We start from the raw sequence: 22,650 nt of genomic DNA, 5'->3' as shown, positions 1-22,650 counted from the left end.
TTTAAAATTCCGAAAGCAGGATTTGGACAAAATCCCTTTCCTGTATGAAAGGATGAGGAACCCGCAGGGACGAGGTATTTATTTTTCTTTTGCCAAAATAAAGTATGTCTAAATCAATCTCTCTTGCTCCCCAGTGGCCTGTGTTTTTTCTGCCAAGAATTTTTTCAAAATATTTAAGTCTTTTTAACAATTGAACAGGGGAAAGTATGGTTCTTATTTCAATAACAGCATTTAAAAATTTTCTTTTACTTGAGCCCACAGGTTCTGTTTCAATGATACTTGAAATTTTAACCAAACGCATCTGTCTGTTATTTCTTATCAAATCAAGGGCCTTTTTAATAAATAGTTCTCTTTTCCCGACATTAGAACCAACTCCGATAAACACTCTTTCATTCCAGTATTTTTCCATCTTTATTTTCGTATTCCGTATCTTTTACGATATGCAAGTGACGGAATACGGGTTTTACGAACATTTTTATTTTATTCTGGCTATTCTTTCCACCGCTTCTTTAATTCTATTTTTATCAACTGTAAGTGCAATCCTTATGTATCCTTCTCCGTTGGGCCCAAATCCTGTCCCCGGGGCAACAACTATGTTTGCTTTTTCAAGAAGGGTTGTAGACATCTCTGAAGATGTATGTCCTGGTGGAACAGGTATCCACACATAAAATGTTGCCTTTTGTTTTTTTACATTCCATCCAATCTGTTTTAAGCCTTCCACAAGAACATCCCTTCTTTCCTGATACATTAAATTTAGGTTTTTCAAAAATCCATCAGGAATGTTCAATGCCTCTATACCTGCCTCCTGGATTGCTTGAAATATACCGGAATCTATATTTGATTTAACCCTGCCAAGCGCAAGGATAGCCTTTGAATTTCCACAAACCCACCCAATCCTCCAACCACTCATATTACAGGTTTTTGAAAGCGAATGAAACTCAACCCCAATCTCTTTTGCGTTCGGGATAGAAAGAAAACTAACAGGCTTGTATCCGTCAAATGCTATTTCTGAATATGCGGCATCATGGCATACAAGGATATTGTTTTTTATGGCAAATTCCACTACTTCTTCAAAAAACACTTTATCTGCTACCGCACCTGTTGGATTATTGGGATAATTTAAAAACATCATCTTTACCCTGTTGAGCCCTTGTTTTTTCACTTCATTTATATCAGGAAGAAAGGCATTGCTTTCAAGAAGAGACATAATTCTAACTTTTCCTTCTGCAAGTATTGTTCCGCTTTTATATGGAGGATAACAGGGGTCCGGAACAAGAACCTCATCATTTGGATTTATAAACGCAAGCGGTATGTGGGCAATACCCTCTTTAGAACCTATAAGAGGAAGTATTTCTTTATCTGGATCCAATACAACACCAAATCTTTTTTCATACCACCTTGAAATTGCTATCCTCAAAAGCGGCATACCCTGGTCAAGCGCATACCTGTGATGGGCGGGATTTTTTGCCGCCTGCAAAAGCCTGTCTATAACATTTTGAGGTGTTGGCGTATCAGGATCTCCAACTCCAAGGTCTATAATATCTTTTCCGGCCTTTATAGCCTCTCTTTTTAACCTGTCAATGCTTGCAAAAAGATATGGAGGAATCTTCTTTAGTCTCTCAGAAACATCTGGTATCATAATCTTTCTCTTATAAGAGCACCAGTGCACCAGGCACCCTGCCTGTGCTGTGCTACAGCACGCAGACAGGCAGAGCACCAGAGCACCAGTTGCCTTGTTTTATGTGCCCAATACATCACTCATTTCATAAATGCCTGGTTTTTGTGTAATAATAAATTTTGCTGCATAAATAGCGCCTGCGGCAAATGTATCCCTTGAGTGTGCCTTATGAATAAACTCAAGCCTTTCTCCCGGACCTGCAAATATCACAGTATGTTCACCAATCACATCTCCGGCTCTTACAGAATGAATTCCTATCTGCATTTCTGGACGCTCCCCCATAGCGCCTTTTCTTCCGTATATAACATCTTTTTCAAGTTTTTGCTGTCTTGCTTTTGCTATATTTTCCGCTATACGCAATGCTGTCCCGCTTGGTGCATCTTTTTTCATATTGTGATGCACCTCAATAATTTCAACATCGTACTTTAAAAGTTTTTTCGCAACATCACCTGTTATCTTAAAAAGCAGGTTCACGCCCACGCTCATATTGGGACTTAAAACTATGGGGATTTTTGATGAAGCGGATATTATCTCTTGCATCTGGTGTTCTTGCAGACCGGTTGTTCCGATAACCATAGCAATCCTTAAACTTACTGCATCTTGGACATTTTGGGCAGTTGAAGAAGGGCTTGTAAAGTCTATAAGACAGTCTGCGGTTTGTATAGAGGATAGACATCTATCTGTAACTTTAATCTTTTTTTCGCCAACACCCACCAGTGCACCCACGTCTTTACCGATATCCTGATGGCCCACACACTCAAACGCCCCAACAACTTCTATATCAGGAGTATTAAATGCTACTTTAAGTACTGCCCTTCCCATCTTTCCGCTGCAACCTGCAACTGCTATCTTAGTTTTACCATCCATCTTTCCCCCCATCGTCCGTATTCCGCCGCCCGTATATCGTTGTCTGTTGTCTATTTTTTTAACGGAATACAGTACACGAACAACGGCTTTTTTATATCAACCCATACTTGTGAAGCGTTTCTTTTAGTTTAGCAAAATTTTGCTCACTCATTCTTGTAAGAGGAAGTCTTATTCCTTCTTTTATAAGCCCCATAAGAACCATTGCAGTCTTTACAGGCACCGGATTTGTCTCAATAAAAAGTACTTTTAAAAGCGGAAGAAGCCGGTAGTGGAGCCTCCTTGCCTTCTCTATATCCTGTTTACTAAATGCATCTATCATCTCTGAAATATCTTTTGGAACAATATTTGCGGCAACAGAAATTACTCCTTTCCCGCCGATAGAAAGAACCGGAAGCGTAAGACAGTCGTCACCAGAAAGAAGAATAAAATCCTCAGGACAGGCTGCAATTATTCTTGACATCTGATCAAGATTTCCACTTGCCTCTTTTATACCAATTACATTTTTTAAGTCTGCAATTTTAGCCATTGTGTCAGGCTCTATATTTACACCTGTTCTTGATGGAATATTATAAATAATCCCAGGGATATTAACCGCTTTGGATATTACCTTAAAATGCTCATAAAGCCCTGCCTGTGTTGGCCTGTTATAGTATGGAGCAACAAGAAGAACAGCATCCGCCCCGCTTTGTTTTGCATGATGTGTCAATTCTATTGCCTCTCTGGTATTATTAGAACCGGTGCCTGCAATAACAGGTATTCTTCCTCTTACTTTTTGGATGACAATTTCATTTACCATTTTATGCTCTTCCATATCAAGTGTGGGAGATTCACCCGTTGTTCCACAGGGCACTATGCCTGATGTGTTGTTTTGTACTTGAAATTCTACAAGTTTTTCAAGAGTTTTCCTGTCTACCTTACCTTGATAAAATGGTGTAACAATTGCAACCATTGAACCGGTAAACCGTTCGGTTTTTCGTTTTTTTATCATATTCCCCCTTATTTAGTAAACAGGAGATAATAGGTAGTAGATAGGAAAACAATCTCCTACCTTCCACCTACTACTTACTACCTACTACCTGCTGTATTTTCCCATCAAATACCCAATACACTTTTCCTTCAAAAAATATATTTTTTATTATATCATTTTCTTTCTTAAGCGAAACTGTAAGAATTTCACCGCCTCTTGTCTTTACCTTAACAGGGGAATCTACAAGTCCAAGAAAAGCAAGCACACAACAACAGGCCGTAAGACCCGTTCCGCAGGCAAGGGTCTCATCCTCTACACCTCTTTCATATGTTCGGACAATAATATTGTTTCTATCTTTAATTTTTACAAAATTAACATTTGTTCCTGCCGGAGAAAATTTAGGGTCAAACCGTATCTTTCTCCCTACTGCAACAACAGGGGCTTTTTCTATATCATCCACAATAAGAACAGTATGCGGAACTCCTGTATTTATAAAATGCAACTTGTAAGGCTTTTCTTCTATTTTTAAAAATATATCTTTCCTGAAATCAGAGGGTTTTGACATTTGAATTTTAACATTATTATTTTTAACCTCTGCTTTTATAATTCCTGCAAGGGTTTCAATGCTGATTTTTTTAAGAAAGCGCCCTTTACTTACAGTTGTTTCCCTTACGATTCTTTTTTCTTTTGCAAAAAGAGTAATGCATCTTGTCCCGTTGCCACACATTTCAGCCTCTGAGCCATCCGAATTGAAAACCCTCATCCTGAAACTTGCGTTTTTACTTTTTTCCAGAAGCAAAACACCATCTGCGCCTATTCCCATTTTTCTATCGCAAAAATGTCGGACAATAGGGGCAATTTTTTCTTTATTATCAGACAAGATTATGTTTCTTCTATTGTCAATTACAATAAAATCATTCCCGCTTCCTGTTATTTTTGAAAATTTTATTTGCATAAACTATTCTCTGATATATTTTTAAGAAGGCTCTAAATACTGCGGAATTTTTTCTCCTCTTACCAAATCTTTGTAATCTTCTCTTTTTCTTATAAGTTCAAACCTGCTCCCCTGAACAAGAACCTCTGCTGAGCGTCTTCTTGAATTATAGTTGCTGGACATACTGAATCCATATGCACCGACACTCATTACCGAAAGAAGTTCGTTCGCGCAAACACGGGCCATCTGTCTTTCAAGAGCAAAAAAATCTCCGCTTTCACATACAGGACCTACGACATCAACCTTCCACTGGTTTTTCAAAAATCTTTCCCCAACAGGTAGTATCTGGTGGTAAGCCCTGTACAGAGTAGGACGAATAAGATCATTCATACCTGCATCAACTATCACAAACCTTTTTACTGGTGTGTGCTTTATATACAATACCTTGGTAAGCAATACTCCTGCATTACCGACTATAAACCTTCCGGGTTCCATTATAATCTTTAAATCAATATTTTTAAGTGTTTTTAATACTGCATCTGCAAACTGTTTTGCAGTCTGTGGTTTTTCTTCTTTATATATAATCCCCAGCCCTCCTCCGATATTAAGATATTGAAGGACCACTCCCTTTTTTTTCAATTTCTGAATAAGTTTTGATATTTTATTAAGCGCCTTCACAAACGGTTTTGAAGATACAATCTGTGAGCCTATGTGGATATGTATTCCGCAGACATGGATATTTGAAAAAACAGATGCTCTTATTATTAAGTCTTCGGTGGTTTTTATATCAAGCCCAAACTTTGTGTGTTTTTTACCCGTAGCAATATATTTATGTGTATATGGGCTAACATCCGGATTTACTCTTATAGATACCCTTGTTCTTTTTCCCATTTCTCTTGCAGCATTTTCTATTATTACAAGTTCTTCCTGAGATTCTACATTAAACATCAATATGCCTTTTTTTATCGCCTGTTTTATTTCCTGTTCTGTTTTGCCGATACTTGTATATACAATCTTAGATGGTTCAACCTTTGCTTTAATTGCTCTGTAAAGCTCGCCCCCCGATACAACATCAACGCCTGCACCTTCTTTTACAAGTGCTCTTACGATTGCAATGTTTGAATTTGCCTTCATTGAATAACAGATAAGGGGCGAGATGCTTTTAAAGGCATCCTGTATCTTGTGCAGATGATCTGTGAGGGTTTTATAACTGTACACATATGTAGGTGTTCCACATACTGCTGCAATCTGGTCAAGCGGAACATCTTCACAGCATAGTTTGCCATTTTTATATTGGAAATCATGCATAAAATTTATCTTGTTTTTTCAAGTATCAAAATCGGCACTTTTGATTTTACCTTTAATTCTTGCGCATCCTTTTGTGTTCCAATAATAGTTCCGTAATGCATTGGCATAACCGTTTTTACTTTCATTTTGTTTATAACAGACAGGGCATCTTGGACATCCATTGTATATGTCCCCCCGATAGGAAGAAGTGCCACATCCACATCAATTTTTTCCATCTCAGGGGTGGCGTCTGTATCTCCTGCATGATAAATTTTAAGCCCGTCTATACTTACAATATATCCTACCCAGTCATTTTGTTTTGGGTGAAAATTCTTGTTTTTATTGTATGCAAGGATAGCAAATATTTTTATACCCTTTACAACATCTTTTTGTCCGGGTTTTAGAATCTTTCTTTCTCCCTTCCAGTCTGGAGCACAATCCTCGGGGGCAATAAGCACCGTATCCTGTTTTTTTATTTTATTGATATCGTCTTTACTACAGTGGTCATAGTGGGTATGTGTGATAAGAATTATATCTGCAGGTTTTCCAGCCTGGATTTGGTATGGGTCAATATATATAGTCTTTGAGCCTTCAATCCTGAAGCCTGCATGCCCTAACCATTTAATAATTTCAAGATTTTCCATAGTTTTACCCTGACCCCCAACATATCATAACTGCTATTATAAATCCTAAAAGCCCCCCTACAATTACCTCCATAGGTGTGTGTCCGAGAAGTTCTTTTAACCTTTCTTCTTTTATTTCTCTTCTGGAATATATATCTTCTATTATCTTGTTCAGTGCCTGTGCCTGATAGCCAAAATTTCTTCTTACAACCTGAGCATCAAATACTACTGTTAAAGCAAGAATAACTGAGATAGCAAACAGGCCCGACCCAATACCCTCGGATATACCAATAGCTGTTGCAAGCGCTACAACCCCTGCGGTATGAACACTCGGCATACCGCCGGGTCCGATAAACCATCTAAAATCAAATCTTTTTTCTTTTCTTACATTGATAAAAACCTTTAGTGCCTGTGTGATTGCCCATGCAACAATTGCTGAGAGCAAGGGTTTATTATTTATTATCTGTATAAAACCGTCATCCATTTAAAAATTCCTTTATTTTATTCTCTGAATGTGCAGAACTTATCAATTGTGAAACATATCTTGCAATGATATCAACCTCAATATTCACATCCCTGAGGGAAGTGTTCCCAAGGGTTGTTGCAAAAAGTGTATGAGGGATACAATGAAACATAAAACTATTCCGTTTAGATTCTGCAAGTGTAAGACTTATCCCGTCAACTGCAACAGAACCTAGAGGGGCAAGAAACCTGTAAATATCCTCCTTTGGAAAAACCTCAAATACCGTCTTGCCCTCCTGTTTAGAAATGATATTTAATCTACCAATAGTGTCAATATGTCCGGTTACAAAGTGTCCGCCTAATCTTTCATCAAGTCTTAAAGCCCTTTCAATATTTAGTTTTCTTCCGACATATAAATTTTCCAGTGTTGTCCTTTGCAGGGTTATGTCCATTATGTCTGATATAAAAATACTTTTTGAGCCTTGTTTTAAGTATTCTGACACAGTTAAACATACGCCATCTACAAGTATGCTATCTCCTTGTTTTATGTCATTATAGATTAAAGGAATTTCTATGGAAACGGTGGTTAAAGACGGTTTTCTTTTACTCTCTGTTACAACACCCAGCGTTTCAACTATTCCTGTAAACATCTGCCTCCACAATTAAATCTTTTAAGGAACTGTCTGCTTTATCTTTTCTCAATACATTTGGGTTATATTGTAAGGCAAAACCATATTTTATATTTTTTAGTTTTATAGCAGAAGATAGTTTTTTTACGCCTATTTCACCCGTGCAGGACTTATCCCCGCCTATTAAAATTGGTGCAATGAAAAATATTATTTTATCAACACACCCCTGTTCTAAGAGACTTGATGCGACTTTTGCTCCTCCTTCACAAAGGATATAGTTTATTGAAAGTTCTTTTGCTAATTTTTTCAAAATCCATCTAACATCTATAAATTCCTTTAACCCGTGTGATTGCCATACAGTTACATTTTTCCCTGCCAATTTTTTTATCCTGTCTTTACTGCATCTTTTTTTACAAACAATTATTACCCTGTTCGGAGAAGATTTTAATACATTACAGTTAAGCGGTATTCTCAAATCCGAATCAAGTATTACTTTATAGGGCTGATGTGACAGAAAGGCCCCATTTTTCCCCCTTAATGAAAGTGAAGGGTTGTCCTTTAAGACGGTTTTTATACCAACAAGTATCGCATCTGTCTGCATCCTTAATTTCTGGACAATCCTTCTTGAGTTTTCAGATGTTATCCATTTTGACTGGCCATCAGATGTTGCAATTTTCCCGTCAAGACTTATTGCAAGTTTTAGTGTAAGGTATGGAAGTAATTTTGTATTTCTTTTTATAAATCCTGCGTTGATATTTTCTGCATCCTGTTTTAATAAACCCTTATAAACAATAATGCGGTTTTTTTTAAGAATTTTTTCAGCCCTGCCTCTGTTTCTTATATCTGGGTCATCTATTGAATAAAAAACTCTTTTTATGCCCGCTCCTATTATTGCATCCGTACAGGGAGGAGTATTACCAAAATGACAGCAGGGTTCCATGTTTACATATAACGAGGCACCTCTTGCTTTTTTTCCTGCCAATTTTATCGCTGTTGCTTCTGCATGCGGTGAGCCGGCCTGTTTATGAAATCCCCTTGATATAATTCTGTTGTTTTTAACTAATATTGCACCAACCCTCGGATTTTTACCCGTCGTGCCGCAACCCTTTTTTGCAAGCGTTATTACCTCTTGCATCATCCTTTGGTGAAATTTTGAGAATTTCATTTTTGCATTCAGCAAAAGTTTACATAAATAAAAATTTTAAGTTTCCCTATCTTCCTTGTTTATCTTATCAAGTATGCCGTTGACAAATCCACCAGACCCTTCTTCTCCATATTTTTTTGCTATATCAATTGCCTCATTTATTACAACATTAGGAGGAACCTCGTTTTCGTATAACAATTCATATGTGGCAAGCCTTAAAACACTTCTGTCTATAAAAGACATCCTTTTTAATTCCCAGTTTTCAGCCCTTTTCTGTATAACCTGGTCTATTGTCTGTTTATTTTTTATAGTTCCATCAATTAATTTTTTTGTATATAGGCACACACTTTCTGCTTGTTTTGCTCCCCAATCCTCCCAGAATCTATCTGTATCTATCTGTGAAACAGAGGAATCAATATCCAACAAATACAACATCTTTAATGCAAATTCTCTTGCAAGTGTTCGCCGTCTCATACTGTTGCTTAATTTATATCTTTTCTAAGAGATTCACCATTTCTATTGCACTGATGGCTGCATCTGCACCCTTGTTGCCCTGTTTTGTGCCGGCTCTTTCAACTGCCTGTTCAATAGAATCTGCTGTTATTACACCAAATATGCACGGAAGGCCCGTCTGCAAAGAAACAAAGGCTATGCCTTTGGCGCATTCATTTGCAATATATTCAAAATGACCGGTCCCTCCTCTTATAATTGTTCCAAGACACACAACTGCATCAAATTTTTTTGATTTTGCCATTGACAATGCAAGCACAGGTATTTCAAAAGCGCCAGGCACCCAGACCAGTGAAATGTCTGTTTCCACAACACCATGTCTTATTAGTGCATCAACTGCACCCTCTATAAGTTTTTTTGTAATAAAATCATTAAACCTTGATGCTACAATTCCAAACCTTTTCCCTTTGCCAATAAGATTGCCTTCTATTGTTTTCATACCACCTCTCTTTAGAGTCCATGAGCATAACCCCATTGGTTACACACATCAGGTTCTTAACCTATGGCGTCCTCTCTCATGTGTGCGGTTGCGTAATGGGCTCCTGGGCATATTTTAACACAAAACTATTTGAAATAAAATAATTTTGCGATAAACTTTTTAATTTTGCCATAAGCGGTTTTTCCATCAATAAGTATAATTATATTTTCTTCTCCTGAGTTTTTTCCACTAACAACTGAGGTTCCCGTTCCCACTCAGTTACAACCTGTTTCTTGATTTTTTTTCTAAATATGCTATGCTTATTTATATGAAAAAGGTGCGGGTTCTTGTAATCAGGGCCGCTGGCACAAACTGTAATACAGAAACTGCCTTTGCATTTAAGTATGCAGGGGCAATTCCTGAAGAGTTTCATATAAATTCTATAATAAAAAATCCCGCCTCTTTTTTAGTCTATCATATAATAGCAATACCCGGTGGTTTTACATATGGAGATGATGTTGCCCCTGGAAAAATACTTGCCAATGAGATACGGTTTTGTTTGAAGGAACAGATACAGAAATTTGTAAAAAACGGGAAATTGGTTATCGGCATATGTAACGGTTTTCAGGTACTTGTAAAAGCAGGGCTTCTTCCTGCAATAGAGGAAAAAAGCATACAGCAGGCAACCTTTACACATAATGATTCCGGAAAATTTGAGGATAGGTGGGTCTGTTTAAGACCTGCAAAAACACACTGTGTATGGACAAAAGATATAAATGATATAATTATGTTGCCCGTTGCGCATGGGGAAGGTAAATATGTTCCCTTAAATAAAGATATCCTTTCTGGGCACTGGAAAAATAAACACATAGTATTTCAATATACAGATAAAAATGGTGAAATACAGGGCTATCCTTCAAACCCCAATGGCTCTGTGGATTCTATCGCAGGTGTATGCGACACAACAGGCAGAATACTCGGTATTATGCCCCATCCTGAAAGACACATATTCTCTTATAACCATCCGTTCTGGCACAGGATTAAAGATCTGCCAAAATATGGTGATGGGCTTAAAATATTTAAAAATGCGGTGGAATATATAAAGAAACACATATAAGGGGTTGCGAAAAAGGCAAGGGAACAATGGCAGATTATACAGCTCACCTGATAATGAGGCCTCCGAAAGAATATTGCGGTTTATTTGGTGTTTCTAATAATGACAGTGCCGCAAAGATTGCATATTTGGGGCTTTATGCACTTCAACACAGAGGAGAAGAGTCGGCTGGTATTGCAGTGTGGGATGGAAAACAGATTAACTCACATAAAGCAACGGGGCTTGTAAACGATGTATTTCCCCCCAATGTCATAGACCAGTTAAAGGGCAGCCTTGCTATAGGACATGTAAGATATTCTACAACAGGTTCAAGTACAATAAAAAATGCTCAGCCTATACACATAGTCTGTAAACAGGGACCTATTGCAATAGGGCATAATGGCAATCTTGTAAATTCTTTACATTTAAGAAAGTCTCTTGAAAAACAGGGAGCAATATTCCAATCAACGACTGATAGCGAGATAATAGTTCACCTTATATCAAGAAGCAAGCACAAGGTTTTTGAAAAGGCGCTGCTTGAGTCTCTTGCCCAAATCAAAGGCTCGTATTCACTTATTATACTTGTCCCTAAAAAAATTATTGCAGTAAGAGACCCGCAAGGTTTTAGACCCCTTGTTATAGGAAAGGTCGACAATTCATTTATTGTTGCATCCGAAACCTGTGCATTAGACCTTGTGAACGCAAGATATTTAAGAGATGTAGAAGCCGGAGAGATTGTAATTCTTGATGAAAAAGGACTTCATTCCTGGAAACCTGAACAATTACAATCAGGATTTTTATCGTACTGTATTTTTGAACATATATATTTTGCAAGACCGGATTCTATTGTATTTGGCAAAAATGTATACGAAATAAGAGAGGCACTTGGACGAACCCTTGCCAAAAATCATCCCGCAGATGCAGACATTGTTGTGCCTGTCCCAGATTCAGGTGTAACAGCCGCGATAGGATATGCCCACCAGAGTGGACTTCCTTTTGAGATGGGAATGATAAGAAATCATTATGTGGGACGAACATTTATTCAGCCCTCGCAACAGCTCAGAGACCTCGGTGTAAAGATAAAACTAAATCCGGTAAAATCTGTGCTTAAAGGGAAAAAAGTTGTTGTTGTGGATGATTCCATCGTAAGAGGAACAACATCCCAGGCAAGAATCAAAACAGTAAAAGATGCAGGAGCCAAAGAGGTTCATTTAAGAATATCTTGCCCGCCCCATAGACATCCTTGTTTTTATGGGATTGATTTTGCACATTCCTCAGAACTTATTGCATCCAGGAATAATACCGAACAAATAAGAAATTTTATAGGAGCAGATACACTTGAATACCTTACAGTAGAGGAACTTTTAAGCGTAGAAGGAGAAGATAAAGATAAATATTGTTCAGCCTGTTTTACTGGTAAGTATCCGGTAAAATGCAAAAAACCGGAGGGCAAATACTGTTTAGAATGTCAAAAAATCTAACCGCCCGAACATCGGAGTCTCCGATATGAAAATGACATATAAAAAAGCAGGTGTAGATATAAAAACAGCAGATGAATTTATAAAAAACATAAGAAAAGATATGTGTTCTACACATTCAGACCTTGTGTTAAAAGATATAGGGGGGTTTGGGAGTTTTTTTAAAATTCCCAATGAATACAAAGAGCCAGTGCTTGTCTCATCCACCGATGGTGTAGGAACAAAACTGAAGGTGGCATTTCTCGTTAATAAACACAATACCGTAGGAATAGACCTTGTTGCAATGAATGTTAACGATGTTTTATGTTCAGGGGCACGGCCTCTTTTTTTTCTCAACTATATTGCAACAGGCAGAATTAAAAAAAATGTTCTTGTTGATGTAATAAAAGGAATTACCGAAGGGTGCAGAAAGGCCGGGTGTTCTCTTGTGGGGGGAGAAACCGCCGAGATGCCCGGATTTTATAAAGACAACGAGTATGACCTTGCTGGTTTTTGCGTTGGTATTGTTGAAAGGCAAAAGATTATAAATTGTTCAAATATTTCCGTTGGTGATATTATTATCGGAATAGAATCAAACGGGCTTCATTCAAACGGTTTTTCATTGGTAAGAAAACTGTTCACAGAAAAAGAAATTAAAACCCTGTGGGCTGAAGAGCTTCTAAAACCAACCAAAATATATGTAAAGCCGGTATTGTCCCTGATAGAAAAGATTAGTCTTCTGGGGATTGCACATATAACAGGCGGGGCGTTTTTTGAGAAAATTACAAAGATTATTCCACCAGGTTTAACTCCTTGTATTAAAAAAAATTCATGGGCGGTCCCTGAGATATTTAATACAATTCAAACAAGAGCAAATATATCTTTCAAAGAGATGCATAGAACATTTAATATGGGTGTCGGAATGGTGGTTGTGGTTAAAGAAAAAGATACAAATTTTGCACTGACAAGCCTTAAAAACAGCGGTTTAAACACCTGGGTATTGGGCAGGGTAAAGAAGGGAGAAAACAGGATTGAATTTGTGGATTGAGCTTTTTTATGAAGGAAAAATTAAAAAATATAAACATCATCTATGTATATGCTGATGGTGGCTCACTTAAAAATTCTCCGACACAGAGCGATGCCGGGATAGGGGCAATCCTTTACGATAAAATCGGCAACGAGATAGCAAAAAAATCGGAGTTTATAGGAACTGCAACAAATAATGTTGCTGAATACAGGGCACTTATTTTTGGAATAAAAACCGCTCTTGTGCTAAGGCCAAGGGCAATTAAATGTTTTACAGACAGTGAACTTGTTGTCAAACAGATAAATGGCGAATACAGATGCAAGAATATAGGCTTAAAAATGCTCCTTGCAGAAATAGATACACTTTCAACAAAGGCTGATGTAACTTTTGAATACATACCAAGAGAAAACGAAAAGATAAGGGCAGTCCACAAATTAGTTGAAAAAACAATAAACAATGAAAGAAGAAGAACACCCGCCCAGGAAGCGTCTAAAAAACCGCAGGAAAAGCAAAAAACATTTCAGTGGTGATAAAAATAAAAACCATTAAAAAGAAGGCGGAAATAATACATGAAGAGGGCATTAGGAGAAGGGTCAAACTTATATCTGTTGTATTAGACTAAAACATCTTTTATTGGAGGATAAATTAAAGTATCCCGGATAATATGTCACAGGTAGGGGATTCTGGCGATTCTGCCAGAGTAGAAATATCCAAAATGCTTCGGATACAACCCCTCTCTGTTTTAGGAGTATATCTGAGATTATTCGGATACAAACAAGTTATGTGAAATTTCCTCGCACGCCAAAAGGAGGTGAACAATGATGGAAATAAAACAATCAATAGAGAGAATTGCTAAACTAACAGAAAGCGAAATAGGAGCAAAAGAAGAGAATGTAAAAAATAAGGTCATTGTCCCAATATTAGAATTGTTGGGCCATAAAATGGAAAATTTGGATTTTGAATACGGCACCCAAATAGGTAAGAAAATAGATATTTTCATTAAAAAATTACCCCTTGACTGTAAGGTGATTATTGATACCAAGAATTACAATGAAAATCTAAGCGACCATATAGAGCAGATAAAAAATTACACTTTTACAGAGACTGTATTACTTACGGTAATAGCAAACGGCACCGAAATTAGAATCTATAGTCCACTTCGAGGGGTAGCATTTGAAAGGTCATTGTTATATTCCTTTAAAAGACAAGACTTCGGCAAAAAAGCGCTTTGGGAAATACTTTCAGACCTTTTACATAACGATAGCCTTCAGAACAGGAGTGTGCATAAGAAAATAGATGAGCGAGAGCGAGAAATAAAAGATGCTATGGCGAATGAAGAACGCATCAAGCAGGAATACGATACCAAAATTGAGGGCATTGATAGTGACATCAAAACAAAGGAAGAAGAGATTGAACAGTTAAAGAAAGAAAAGGAAGCGATAGTGAAGAAAGTAGAAACCAAGATCTCCGATATCTGGAATGCTCTTGGTTTACCTTGTGATCTTTTTAAAATTCCAACTCCTCCTGGTGGGACATCACGTGTTGGTCCATCTCCAGAATATGTTGGGAAGGCTAGGAAAGTTTCCTTGCAAGAGTTGGTAGATGCTGGCCTGGTTAGAAACGGTCAAACCTTATACTTTTTCCATGGTAAAGTATTCAAGGATGAACAAGCCAAAATAGTGGCAAATAAAAACAAATTAAAATACAAAAAAGATGGTAAAATTTACCCAATCTCAAAAATAGCTGGAAATATAGATAGAAAACTCGGGCTTAAACATGGTAAATATCGTGTTGCAGGGCCTAGATACTGGCAAACAAAAGATGGAAGACTGCTACATGACCTCAATGAAATAGTAAGGAAACAAGGTTGAAAGCAGAAATAAAATATTGTATCAGATGGAACAAAAGAAAAGAGGGCTTGTGAAGAAACTCTTCGTCGCTTCGCTCCTTGCCCTTACTATGTTCGGGTCATATAGCAGCAGATAAAAGGCTTCGCTACGCTTTGCCCAAATTGTCTTCCTGTCTGCGTGCGGACCTGACTGCGAGCGGACTCGCTCAGGCAGGCACGCACAGGCAGGCGGCAATTTCGCATACACCGAAACCGTTGTAAGCCATTTTAAAGAAACGAACAAACATTAAAAATGAAAGAGTATAATACAGACCATAAATTTAATATTGTTGAGGACGTGCAGAACTTCGTTCACAATAATGGAAATCCAATAAATCAAATATTTTGTGGTGATTGCATTGAAGTAATGAGTAATTTGCCCGAAAATTTAGTACAATTAATCATAACTTCACCACCTTACAACGTAGGAATATCTTATGAAAATCACCACGATTTAATGCCATATAAAGAGTATTTGCAATTTTTGGAGCAAACATGGGTAGAATGTTATAGAATTTTAGTAGGCGGAGGCAGAATATGTATAAATGTACCAAGCGTTACAGCAGATAGCGAATATCAGCCACTGTTCGTAGATGTAGTAAATCAAATTCGAAAAATTGGTTACATAATGCGAGGCGATATTTTGTGGTATAAACAATCAATTTCAAAAAGAACTGCATGGGGAAGTTGGCAAAGCCCAAGCAATCCTTATGTAGTTCAGCCTTATGAATTTGTGCTTGTATTTTCAAAAGGTACGAGAAAATTAGAAGGTGATAAATCAAAAATAGATATTACAAAAGAAGAATTTATTAAATACTCAAATTCATTTTGGGAGATAAAACCTCAAACCCAACCCAAAGGACACCCTGTTCCATTTCCTGAAGAATTAGTTTATCGTTTAATTAAATTTTATACTTATCAGGAAAATATTGTATTAGACCCATTTGGCGGCAGTGGAACTGTTGCCGTTGTGGCGCTAAAAACTGAAAGAAAATTTATTTATATTGATAAATCAAAAGAATACTGCAAATTAGCAAAACAGTACATTAACTACTACAAAACTAATTTATTTTATGCTTAAACATAGTGAATACATAAAACAAAAACTTGATAAACCCATTATCCAAAAAGGGCTTGTGCACATAGGAATAAACCTTAATGACTTTTTTAACTTCACTGACGCAGAAAATTACGCTAAGCAATATTCTGTAACACTAAAAGAGCAAACAGCAAGGCAACAAAAATCAAGTGTAGACTCAGTTTTGGGTAAATTAGTTGAGGAAGTTATAATGTATTTGCTAACATTATATTTTGAGCAAAACAAATTTGATTATATAGTAACGAACAACAAAACTGAAAATGAAACCGTTAAAAAAATAGTTCATTCATTGAGGATTGAACGTAAACATTCATCTCACGAAAAGTATTTTGATAGTGATATTTTAATTTACAGCAAAACCAATTTTCAAAATACAAATAAAGTTTTTATACTTTCAGTAAAAGGCACAACAAGAGAACGAGTAGGACAATTTCTCTCTCATTTATTTCTTATGGACCAAGATGTTTTGAATGTTAAATACGGAAAAGAAAAATATGAAGTGATTTTTACAAAACAAAACATCAGTTTGAAATATGCTTTTGTAACGCTTGATTGGGCAAAAGGTAAAGATTTTGTAAAACACTCAGAAACCGGAAAAATAAGAAGCACCATGAAAAATACAGAAGTGCAGTTAATACTTGATGACGTGAGATTGGGCGGAGGAATTTATGTTTTAAATAACGTTGAAAATCTTGACGGAATTGGAAATTTTGCCAGTTTAGTAAGTAGAATTTGCGACTATCTGAAATAATAAAAACGGCTTACAACATTGCATTGCTTCTATGCTTCGCATAGCAGCAATGCAAGGCCCGTTAGACGAAACGGTAGTTTTAATAAAAAAATTAATAAAAAGAAAATATAATGTCTAATCAAAAAATAAGTTTCAAAACTGAAAAAGAACTCCAAGAAGCAATCTTGCAAGAAAAAACAAGAAGAACGCCTGATATAGAAATTGGGCAAAAAAATGAAAAAGATAGAATTCAATAAAATCTATAATATAGATTGCATAGAAGGAATGAAGTATATTCCAGATAATACAATAGATCTGGTTATAACAGATCCACCTTTTGCTATAGATTTTAAGGCGAAAACAAGAAAGGTTGGTTGGTAAAAAATGTAAAGTATTCAGGAGTGACCGACAAATTACCCGAAGATGAATACCAAAAAAATCAAATAGTAGTATTAAATGAAATTTTTATAATTACCAAACCCGGCGGGTAATTTTTTTACAATCACAAAATAAGATAAGAAAAGGGTGAGATGTTTCATCCTATAGATTGGTTGAGAAAAACGCAAAAGGAGGAACAATGGAACTGAAAGGAAGCAAGACCGAGCAGAATCTTCTGGCCGCCTTTGCCGGCGAGTCGCAGGCGCGCAACAAGTACACCTACTTTGCCGCCGTAGCTAAAGGAGAGGGGTTCGAGCAGATCGCTGGCATATTCCTGGAGACGGCCGAAAACGAAAGGGAGCATGCCAGGAGGGAGTTCGATTTCGTTATGGGAACCGGTATGACGAAGGAGAATCTCAAGGCGGCGGCGGCGGGTGAGAACTACGAATGGACCGATATGTATCCCGGATTTGAAAAAGTGGCCCGCGAGGAAGGCTTCACTGAGATCGCCGATTTCTTCAAAGAGGTGGCCGAGGTTGAGGAGGAGCACGAGAATCGGTACCTGGCCTTGCTCAGAAATGTCGCGGAAGGGAAGGTCTTCAAGAAGGACAAAGTGGTGAAGTGGAAGTGCCGGAATTGTGGATATGTGCATACGGGAACCGAAGCACCGGAGGTTTGCCCTGCCTGTGCCTTCCCCCAGAGCTACTACGAGCTTATGGCGGAAAACTATTGAGTGAGAGGTAGTGTGGATACCAATGCACTGCACAGGATAAGTTACGGGTTATATGTCATCGGCGCCAGAAAGGCCGACAAGCTCAATGCGCAGATCGCCAACACGGTGATTCAGGTCTGTTCTGCGCCGCCGAGGATTTCCGTATGCTTGAACAAAGGCAACCTCACCCATGAGTTTATCCAGGATAGCCGGGCATTTACGGTCTCCATCCTGGCACAGGATACACCACTGGACTTCATCGGCAAGTTTGGATTCAAGTCGGGAAGAGAAACGGATAAGCTCAGGGGCATCAATTTCAGAATAGGCCAGACCGGTGCACCCATAGTGCTGGATAATGCCCTGGCCTATCTGGAGGCTAAGGTTATCTCCGAGGTGGATGCCGGCACCCACACCATATTCCTGGCAGAATTGGTAGCGGCGGAAACCCTCAGGGATGGCCAGCCGATAACCTATGCCTATTATCAGCAGGTCAAAAGAGGCCCCACACCGAAGGCAGCCCCATCGTATATCGAAAAGGAAAAGGAGGTCACCAAGATGGCAAAATATGAGTGCACTGTTTGTGGCTATGTCTATGATCCCGAGATAGGAGACCCCGAGAGCGATATCCCGCCCGGAACGCCATTTGAGAACTTACCCGATGACTGGGTATGTCCGGTCTGCGGGGCAGGCAAGGATGAGTTTGAGAAGATGTAGGGCTTAAAATGTAATATATTCAAGTGGTGGTAACAAATCTTTGTTCTACCTGCCCAAAATTTGCTCTTAAATAAGCAGAATTTTGGGCAGGAAAAGAGAGAAAAAAGATTTCTTTGACGCCTACCAGAACCTCCGGTAGAATACTAACAAAAAGGAGGTTCGGGTATGGGAGAAAAAGAGTGTCTTTATAGAATGAGACTGAGAATATTCGAAGAGGCAGATAAAAACCGGGAACCAATAACCTTCCTCCGTAAAAGATATGGAGTGAGTAGAAAGTGGTTCTATAAGTGGAAGAAGAGAAGAGATAAAGAAGAAGATGAAAAAAACTTTTAGGAGTATTTTCTAGTGCTGATTATGCCATATTGCCGAAAATAGACCTGAATACGGGTTATGCTCTGGTAGAAGTAGCGGGAGATAAAAAACAACATTCATTAAGTACTGGGTTAACTTATAACATTTTTACTGGTTTTCAAATAAGAATTGCGCAAAAATTCGCCTTGAATGGAGGAGAAAATGAGTTTTTTATCCAGACTTATTATATTTTCAGTCGTAATTTTTAGTTTTCTTCCAGTAAAAAGTTTTACTCAAGAAGTATATATCTGTGTCTGGAGAAATCCAGAAAGAACAATGACGAGAATCTTTAAAGAGGCAAAAGATTACCGGACCATTACTAAAAAAATCACATCTTCGCAACTTGAGATAATAGAAAAAAGATTAGGAAGTAAACTTTTGCCAGGCCAGAGAGAGACATACCAGTATTATGAAATGTTAGACGCAACTGGTGCGGTATTGGGTTATATAATAGCTGCTTCACAGAAAGGTGAGTATGGCGCAATTGAATTTGTTTTTGGTCTTGACGGAGAAAAAAAAATAAATGGGATATACATTCAACGAGCAAGAGAAAGAGATAAAGAATTCAAAAAGGAAGAATTTTTAAAACAATTTATTACAAAAAGTATTAAAGACATTGATAAATTAGAAATAATTGAACCATCCACAGAGAAACGGGGTGAAGGAATAAAAGCTAAAAAAACTGTCGGAACTAAATCTGTTTTATTAGGAATAAAAAAAGAACTTGTTGCTTTTGATAAACTTGTACAGAGGTAATAAATGGATTCCAAATGTCCAGGAATAGATATTAGAAACCTTCGTGTTGAAGAACAAGTATGCAAGAATTGTGGCTATAAAGTTGAAGTATTTTCTAATGAAATAAAAGTTATTTGTCCAAAATGTAAAGCCGATGTCTATCGCGAAAATATACCTTCATGTATTGATTGGTGCAGTTATGCAAAAGAATGTATCGGAGAAGAAAAATATAAAGAGTTAAAACCAAGAATTGAATTGAATAAAGCAAAGTTAGATTTTAAAGAAAAAATCCTATCTGAAATGATAACCTATTTTGGAGACGATATAAAAAGAATAACCCATGCTATAAAAGTTACACATTTTGCTGAAAAGATATTACAACAAGAAGGAACTGCTGACAGAAGGGTGGTGGTAATATCAGCAGTATTACATGATATTGGAATAAAAGAATGTGAAAGAAAATACAATTCTACGGACGGTCAATTACAGGAGAAGGAAAGTCCACCAATAGCAAAAGAAATTCTTCAAAAAGTAGGTATAAAACAGGAAATTATAGATGAAGTATGTAAAATAATTGCCAGTCACCACAGCCCTGGTGAAATAGATACACTGAACTTTAAAATACTATGGGATGCGGATTGGTTGGTTAATATAGAAGATGAATTTAATTTAAGTGATAAAGAAAAGTTAAAAAAAATTATTGATAAGAATTTTCTAACCGTTGCTGGTAAACAGATAGCAGAAAAAAAATATTTGTAAAGGAGGAATAAAAAAAATGGCTATCAGAGAAATAAAATCAGGGATTTATTCAGTAGGTGCAATTGATTGGGATAGAAGATTGTTTGATGAACTTATACCGCTTCCGGATGGGACAAGTTATAACTCTTACTTGATAAAAGGTAGTGAGAAAACAACGCTTATAGATACTGTTGACCCAACTAAACAGTGCGAACTTGTAAATAATCTTGAGGAACTTGGGATTACAAACATTGATTATGTTATTGCAAACCATGCTGAGCAAGACCATTCTGGCAGTATTCCTGAAATTCTTAAACTTTATCCCGATGCAAAAGTTATAACTACTCCGAAATGCAAAGAAATGCTTATGGATTTACTGTTAATTTCTGCGGAAAAATTCATAACTGTAAATGACAGAGAAACAATATCATTGGGTAATAGAACATTAGAGTTTATACACACTCCCTGGGTTCACTGGCCCGAGACAATGGTTGCTTACTTAAAAGAAGATAAAATTTTGTTTCCTTGCGATTTTTTAGGTTCGCATTTAGCGACAAGTGATTTGTTTGTCATAGACGAAGCAAAAGTATACGAGGCTGCAAAACGTTATTATGCAGAGATTATGATGCCGTTTAGAACCATTATCAAAAAACACCTGGAGAAGATAAAGGACTTGGACATTGAGATAATTGCACCAAGCCACGGTCCGGTTTACAATAGACCAAAATTTATCTTGGATACATATAAAGATTGGATTTCTGATGAAGTAAAAAATGAAGTAGTTGTTGCCTATATCTCAATGCATGGTAGCACTGCAAAGATGGTTGATTATTTTATAGATGCACTTATTGAGAAAGGTATCACTGTAAAGCCATTCAACTTGACAAAAACAGATATAGGAGAACTTGCAACAGCACTTGTAGATGCTGCTACAATTGTGATTGCCTCGCCAACGGTTTTAGCAGGCCCGCATCCAAATGTAGTTTATGCAGTTTATCTTGCCAATGTTTTGAGACCGAAGGTTAAATTTGCCTCGTTGATTGGTTCTTATTCCTGGGGTGGAAAAATGTTAGAACAAATTACTGGAATGCTAACTAATCTAAAAGTAGAAATTATTGAGCCTGTTGTTGCAAAAGGATACCCGAAAGAAGATGATTTTAATTCGTTAAATAGATTAGCAGATGATATTTACAAAAAGCACAGGGAGAACAATCTCATAGAAAGGAGGTGAGTCAAGAATGACTGAAAAATTAGAAGTGTCCAAGTGTGAAATTTGTGGCAATATCACAGAGGTATTACACGAAGGGAAAGGGCAACTGGTGTGCTGTGATCAGCCAATGAAACTCTTAAAAGAAAACACTGTTGATGCATCAAAAGAAAAACATCTTCCTGTGATTGAGAAAACAGATGATGGAATAAAAGTGAAAGTTGGCAGTGTTCCACACCCAATGGAGGTGAAACATTATATTGAGTGGATAGAAATAATGGCTGATGGTATCGCATACAGGAAATTCCTAAAACCCGGTGATATACCAGAAGCGGTATTCTCTATAACAGGAGAAAACATAACAGCAAGAGAATACTGTAATATTCACGGGTTATGGAAAAATTAAATTTAAGGAGGCAATCACAATGAAGACATTAAAAGGTACAGAGACAGAAAAAAATTTACTCACAGCATTTGCAGGTGAATCGCAGGCAAGGAATCGGTACACTTACTTTGCTTCGCAGGCGAAAAAAGATGGTTATGAGCAGATATCTGCAATATTTTTAGAAACCGCAGATAACGAAAAAGAACATGCCAAGCGATTGTTTAAGTTTTTAGAAGGTGGCGAATTAGAAATTTCTGCTACTTTTCCTGCAGGTGTTATTGGAGATACAAAAGAAAATTTAAGAGCATCATCTGCTGGTGAAAATTATGAATGGACACAGATGTATCCTGAATTTGCAAAAATAGCAGAACAAGAAGAGTTTAGGGATATAGCGAAAGTTTTTAGTTCAATAGCAGTTGCTGAAAAACAGCATGAAAAAAGGTATCTTGCTCTTTTGGAAAACATTGAGAAAACCCTGGTTTTTAATAGGAATGAAGTTGTAAAATGGAAATGTAGAAACTGTGGTTATATTTATGAAAGGACAGAAGCACCGGAAGAATGTCCGGCATGTGCACATCCGAGAGTATATTTTGAATTATTAGGTGAAAATTATTAAA

Annotated in this window: 26 protein-coding genes; 14 read left to right on the top strand and 12 right to left on the bottom strand. The window is 37.2% G+C overall.

The annotated features are described in order from the left end of the window. Position 1: 1 nt before the first annotated feature. The 12 genes from B9J78_04660 to B9J78_04605 all read right to left on the bottom strand — a co-directional run bounded on the left by B9J78_04660 (position 2) and on the right by B9J78_04605 (position 9,540). Entirely contained in the window at positions 2-409 is a 408-nt protein-coding gene (locus tag B9J78_04660) for a 2-amino-4-hydroxy-6-hydroxymethyldihydropteridine diphosphokinase (protein MBA2124210.1), read from the bottom strand. Between the two features lie 66 nt (positions 410-475). Continuing rightward, on the bottom strand, positions 476-1,639 hold the full coding sequence (locus B9J78_04655; GenBank protein MBA2124209.1) for an LL-diaminopimelate aminotransferase: 1,164 nt from the start codon (positions 1,637-1,639) through the stop codon (positions 476-478). A 99-nt stretch (positions 1,640-1,738) separates the two neighbouring features. Then, the gene (locus B9J78_04650) at positions 1,739-2,545 is read right to left on the bottom strand and encodes a 4-hydroxy-tetrahydrodipicolinate reductase (GenBank protein ID MBA2124208.1); all 807 of its coding nucleotides are present in this window, start codon (positions 2,543-2,545) and stop codon (positions 1,739-1,741) included. Positions 2,546-2,636: 91 nt separating this feature from the next. Then, on the bottom strand, positions 2,637-3,533 hold the full coding sequence (locus B9J78_04645; GenBank protein MBA2124207.1) for a 4-hydroxy-tetrahydrodipicolinate synthase: 897 nt from the start codon (positions 3,531-3,533) through the stop codon (positions 2,637-2,639). Between the two features lie 70 nt (positions 3,534-3,603). Next, the gene (locus tag B9J78_04640; GenBank protein ID MBA2124206.1) at positions 3,604-4,467 is read right to left on the bottom strand and encodes a diaminopimelate epimerase; all 864 of its coding nucleotides are present in this window, start codon (positions 4,465-4,467) and stop codon (positions 3,604-3,606) included. A gap of 21 nt (positions 4,468-4,488) precedes the next feature. Further along, on the bottom strand, positions 4,489-5,754 hold the full coding sequence (locus B9J78_04635; GenBank protein ID MBA2124205.1) for a diaminopimelate decarboxylase: 1,266 nt from the start codon (positions 5,752-5,754) through the stop codon (positions 4,489-4,491). Positions 5,755-5,759: 5 nt separating this feature from the next. Then, positions 5,760-6,377 (bottom strand): Zn-dependent hydrolase, encoded by a 618-nt coding sequence (locus B9J78_04630; protein ID MBA2124204.1) that lies wholly within the window; start codon positions 6,375-6,377, stop codon positions 5,760-5,762. A gap of 4 nt (positions 6,378-6,381) precedes the next feature. Then, positions 6,382-6,840, bottom strand: coding sequence for a hypothetical protein (locus B9J78_04625; GenBank protein ID MBA2124203.1), 459 nt, complete (start codon positions 6,838-6,840; stop codon positions 6,382-6,384). After that, a complete protein-coding gene (locus B9J78_04620) occupies positions 6,833-7,468 on the bottom strand; it encodes a hypothetical protein (GenBank protein MBA2124202.1) in 636 nt (211 codons plus the stop codon). The genes B9J78_04625 and B9J78_04620 overlap by 8 nt, the downstream gene beginning before the upstream one ends. Next, entirely contained in the window at positions 7,449-8,612 is a 1,164-nt protein-coding gene (locus B9J78_04615; protein ID MBA2124201.1) for a riboflavin biosynthesis protein RibD, read from the bottom strand. Before B9J78_04615 ends, B9J78_04620 begins: the two co-directional genes overlap by 20 nt. A 36-nt stretch (positions 8,613-8,648) precedes the next feature. Continuing rightward, positions 8,649-9,065 (bottom strand): transcription antitermination factor NusB, encoded by a 417-nt coding sequence (locus B9J78_04610; GenBank protein ID MBA2124200.1) that lies wholly within the window; start codon positions 9,063-9,065, stop codon positions 8,649-8,651. 13 nt (positions 9,066-9,078) lie between these two features. After that, positions 9,079-9,540 (bottom strand): 6,7-dimethyl-8-ribityllumazine synthase, encoded by a 462-nt coding sequence (locus B9J78_04605; protein MBA2124199.1) that lies wholly within the window; start codon positions 9,538-9,540, stop codon positions 9,079-9,081. A 307-nt stretch (positions 9,541-9,847) separates the two neighbouring features. Here B9J78_04605 and B9J78_04600 point away from each other — a divergent pair, with 307 nt between their 5' ends. The 14 genes from B9J78_04600 (at position 9,848) to B9J78_04535 (ending at position 22,649) form a co-directional block, all read left to right on the top strand. After that, positions 9,848-10,636 (top strand): phosphoribosylformylglycinamidine synthase I, encoded by a 789-nt coding sequence (locus B9J78_04600; protein ID MBA2124198.1) that lies wholly within the window; start codon positions 9,848-9,850, stop codon positions 10,634-10,636. Between the two features lie 53 nt (positions 10,637-10,689). Next, positions 10,690-12,093, top strand: coding sequence for an amidophosphoribosyltransferase (locus B9J78_04595; GenBank protein MBA2124197.1), 1,404 nt, complete (start codon positions 10,690-10,692; stop codon positions 12,091-12,093). Positions 12,094-12,124: 31 nt separating this feature from the next. After that, the gene (locus tag B9J78_04590; GenBank protein MBA2124196.1) at positions 12,125-13,117 is read left to right on the top strand and encodes a phosphoribosylformylglycinamidine cyclo-ligase; all 993 of its coding nucleotides are present in this window, start codon (positions 12,125-12,127) and stop codon (positions 13,115-13,117) included. An 8-nt stretch (positions 13,118-13,125) separates the two neighbouring features. Then, positions 13,126-13,626 (top strand): hypothetical protein, encoded by a 501-nt coding sequence (locus B9J78_04585; GenBank protein MBA2124195.1) that lies wholly within the window; start codon positions 13,126-13,128, stop codon positions 13,624-13,626. 288 nt (positions 13,627-13,914) lie between these two features. Beyond that, positions 13,915-14,967 (top strand): hypothetical protein, encoded by a 1,053-nt coding sequence (locus tag B9J78_04580; protein MBA2124194.1) that lies wholly within the window; start codon positions 13,915-13,917, stop codon positions 14,965-14,967. A gap of 270 nt (positions 14,968-15,237) precedes the next feature. Beyond that, positions 15,238-16,065 (top strand): hypothetical protein, encoded by an 828-nt coding sequence (locus tag B9J78_04575; GenBank protein MBA2124193.1) that lies wholly within the window; start codon positions 15,238-15,240, stop codon positions 16,063-16,065. After that, positions 16,058-16,834: a hypothetical protein gene (locus B9J78_04570; protein ID MBA2124192.1), complete on the top strand. Its 777-nt coding sequence runs from the start codon at positions 16,058-16,060 to the stop codon at positions 16,832-16,834. Before B9J78_04575 ends, B9J78_04570 begins: the two co-directional genes overlap by 8 nt. A gap of 556 nt (positions 16,835-17,390) precedes the next feature. Beyond that, positions 17,391-17,924, top strand: coding sequence for a rubrerythrin family protein (locus B9J78_04565; protein MBA2124191.1), 534 nt, complete (start codon positions 17,391-17,393; stop codon positions 17,922-17,924). A gap of 12 nt (positions 17,925-17,936) precedes the next feature. After that, a complete protein-coding gene (locus B9J78_04560; GenBank protein MBA2124190.1) occupies positions 17,937-18,617 on the top strand; it encodes a High molecular weight rubredoxin in 681 nt (226 codons plus the stop codon). Between the two features lie 513 nt (positions 18,618-19,130). Continuing rightward, positions 19,131-19,724 (top strand): hypothetical protein, encoded by a 594-nt coding sequence (locus tag B9J78_04555; GenBank protein ID MBA2124189.1) that lies wholly within the window; start codon positions 19,131-19,133, stop codon positions 19,722-19,724. Between the two features lie 3 nt (positions 19,725-19,727). Continuing rightward, positions 19,728-20,462, top strand: a complete 735-nt coding sequence (locus tag B9J78_04550) for a hypothetical protein (protein ID MBA2124188.1) — start codon at positions 19,728-19,730, stop codon at positions 20,460-20,462. Positions 20,463-20,478: 16 nt separating this feature from the next. Next, positions 20,479-21,672 (top strand): MBL fold hydrolase, encoded by a 1,194-nt coding sequence (locus tag B9J78_04545; protein ID MBA2124187.1) that lies wholly within the window; start codon positions 20,479-20,481, stop codon positions 21,670-21,672. A 7-nt stretch (positions 21,673-21,679) separates the two neighbouring features. Further along, positions 21,680-22,054, top strand: coding sequence for a desulfoferrodoxin (locus B9J78_04540; GenBank protein ID MBA2124186.1), 375 nt, complete (start codon positions 21,680-21,682; stop codon positions 22,052-22,054). A 19-nt stretch (positions 22,055-22,073) separates the two neighbouring features. Then, positions 22,074-22,649 (top strand): rubrerythrin family protein, encoded by a 576-nt coding sequence (locus tag B9J78_04535; protein MBA2124185.1) that lies wholly within the window; start codon positions 22,074-22,076, stop codon positions 22,647-22,649. Position 22,650 lies beyond the last annotated feature (1 nt).

It is taken from the genome of bacterium Unc6 (genome assembly GCA_013626165.1).
Taxonomy (GTDB): Bacteria; Omnitrophota; Gorgyraeia; order Velesiimonadales; family Velesiimonadaceae; genus Velesiimonas; species Velesiimonas alkalicola.
This window is presented reverse-complemented; position numbering and strand designations above follow the sequence as displayed.

Coding starts and splice junctions, on each gene's coding strand:
- B9J78_04660 (MBA2124210.1), bottom strand. CDS start 409: ATGGAAAAATACTGGAATGAAAGAGTGTTTATCGGAGTTGGTTCTAAT.
- B9J78_04655 (MBA2124209.1), bottom strand. CDS start 1,639: ATGATACCAGATGTTTCTGAGAGACTAAAGAAGATTCCTCCATATCTT.
- B9J78_04650 (MBA2124208.1), bottom strand. CDS start 2,545: ATGGATGGTAAAACTAAGATAGCAGTTGCAGGTTGCAGCGGAAAGATG.
- B9J78_04645 (MBA2124207.1), bottom strand. CDS start 3,533: ATGATAAAAAAACGAAAAACCGAACGGTTTACCGGTTCAATGGTTGCA.
- B9J78_04640 (MBA2124206.1), bottom strand. CDS start 4,467: ATGCAAATAAAATTTTCAAAAATAACAGGAAGCGGGAATGATTTTATT.
- B9J78_04635 (MBA2124205.1), bottom strand. CDS start 5,754: ATGCATGATTTCCAATATAAAAATGGCAAACTATGCTGTGAAGATGTT.
- B9J78_04630 (MBA2124204.1), bottom strand. CDS start 6,377: ATGGAAAATCTTGAAATTATTAAATGGTTAGGGCATGCAGGCTTCAGG.
- B9J78_04625 (MBA2124203.1), bottom strand. CDS start 6,840: ATGGATGACGGTTTTATACAGATAATAAATAATAAACCCTTGCTCTCA.
- B9J78_04620 (MBA2124202.1), bottom strand. CDS start 7,468: ATGTTTACAGGAATAGTTGAAACGCTGGGTGTTGTAACAGAGAGTAAA.
- B9J78_04615 (MBA2124201.1), bottom strand. CDS start 8,612: ATGAAATTCTCAAAATTTCACCAAAGGATGATGCAAGAGGTAATAACG.
- B9J78_04610 (MBA2124200.1), bottom strand. CDS start 9,065: ATGAGACGGCGAACACTTGCAAGAGAATTTGCATTAAAGATGTTGTAT.
- B9J78_04605 (MBA2124199.1), bottom strand. CDS start 9,540: ATGAAAACAATAGAAGGCAATCTTATTGGCAAAGGGAAAAGGTTTGGA.
- B9J78_04600 (MBA2124198.1), top strand. CDS start 9,848: ATGAAAAAGGTGCGGGTTCTTGTAATCAGGGCCGCTGGCACAAACTGT.
- B9J78_04595 (MBA2124197.1), top strand. CDS start 10,690: ATGAGGCCTCCGAAAGAATATTGCGGTTTATTTGGTGTTTCTAATAAT.
- B9J78_04590 (MBA2124196.1), top strand. CDS start 12,125: ATGACATATAAAAAAGCAGGTGTAGATATAAAAACAGCAGATGAATTT.
- B9J78_04585 (MBA2124195.1), top strand. CDS start 13,126: ATGAAGGAAAAATTAAAAAATATAAACATCATCTATGTATATGCTGAT.
- B9J78_04580 (MBA2124194.1), top strand. CDS start 13,915: ATGATGGAAATAAAACAATCAATAGAGAGAATTGCTAAACTAACAGAA.
- B9J78_04575 (MBA2124193.1), top strand. CDS start 15,238: ATGAAAGAGTATAATACAGACCATAAATTTAATATTGTTGAGGACGTG.
- B9J78_04570 (MBA2124192.1), top strand. CDS start 16,058: ATGCTTAAACATAGTGAATACATAAAACAAAAACTTGATAAACCCATT.
- B9J78_04565 (MBA2124191.1), top strand. CDS start 17,391: ATGGAACTGAAAGGAAGCAAGACCGAGCAGAATCTTCTGGCCGCCTTT.
- B9J78_04555 (MBA2124189.1), top strand. CDS start 19,131: ATGAGTTTTTTATCCAGACTTATTATATTTTCAGTCGTAATTTTTAGT.
- B9J78_04550 (MBA2124188.1), top strand. CDS start 19,728: ATGGATTCCAAATGTCCAGGAATAGATATTAGAAACCTTCGTGTTGAA.
- B9J78_04545 (MBA2124187.1), top strand. CDS start 20,479: ATGGCTATCAGAGAAATAAAATCAGGGATTTATTCAGTAGGTGCAATT.
- B9J78_04540 (MBA2124186.1), top strand. CDS start 21,680: ATGACTGAAAAATTAGAAGTGTCCAAGTGTGAAATTTGTGGCAATATC.
- B9J78_04535 (MBA2124185.1), top strand. CDS start 22,074: ATGAAGACATTAAAAGGTACAGAGACAGAAAAAAATTTACTCACAGCA.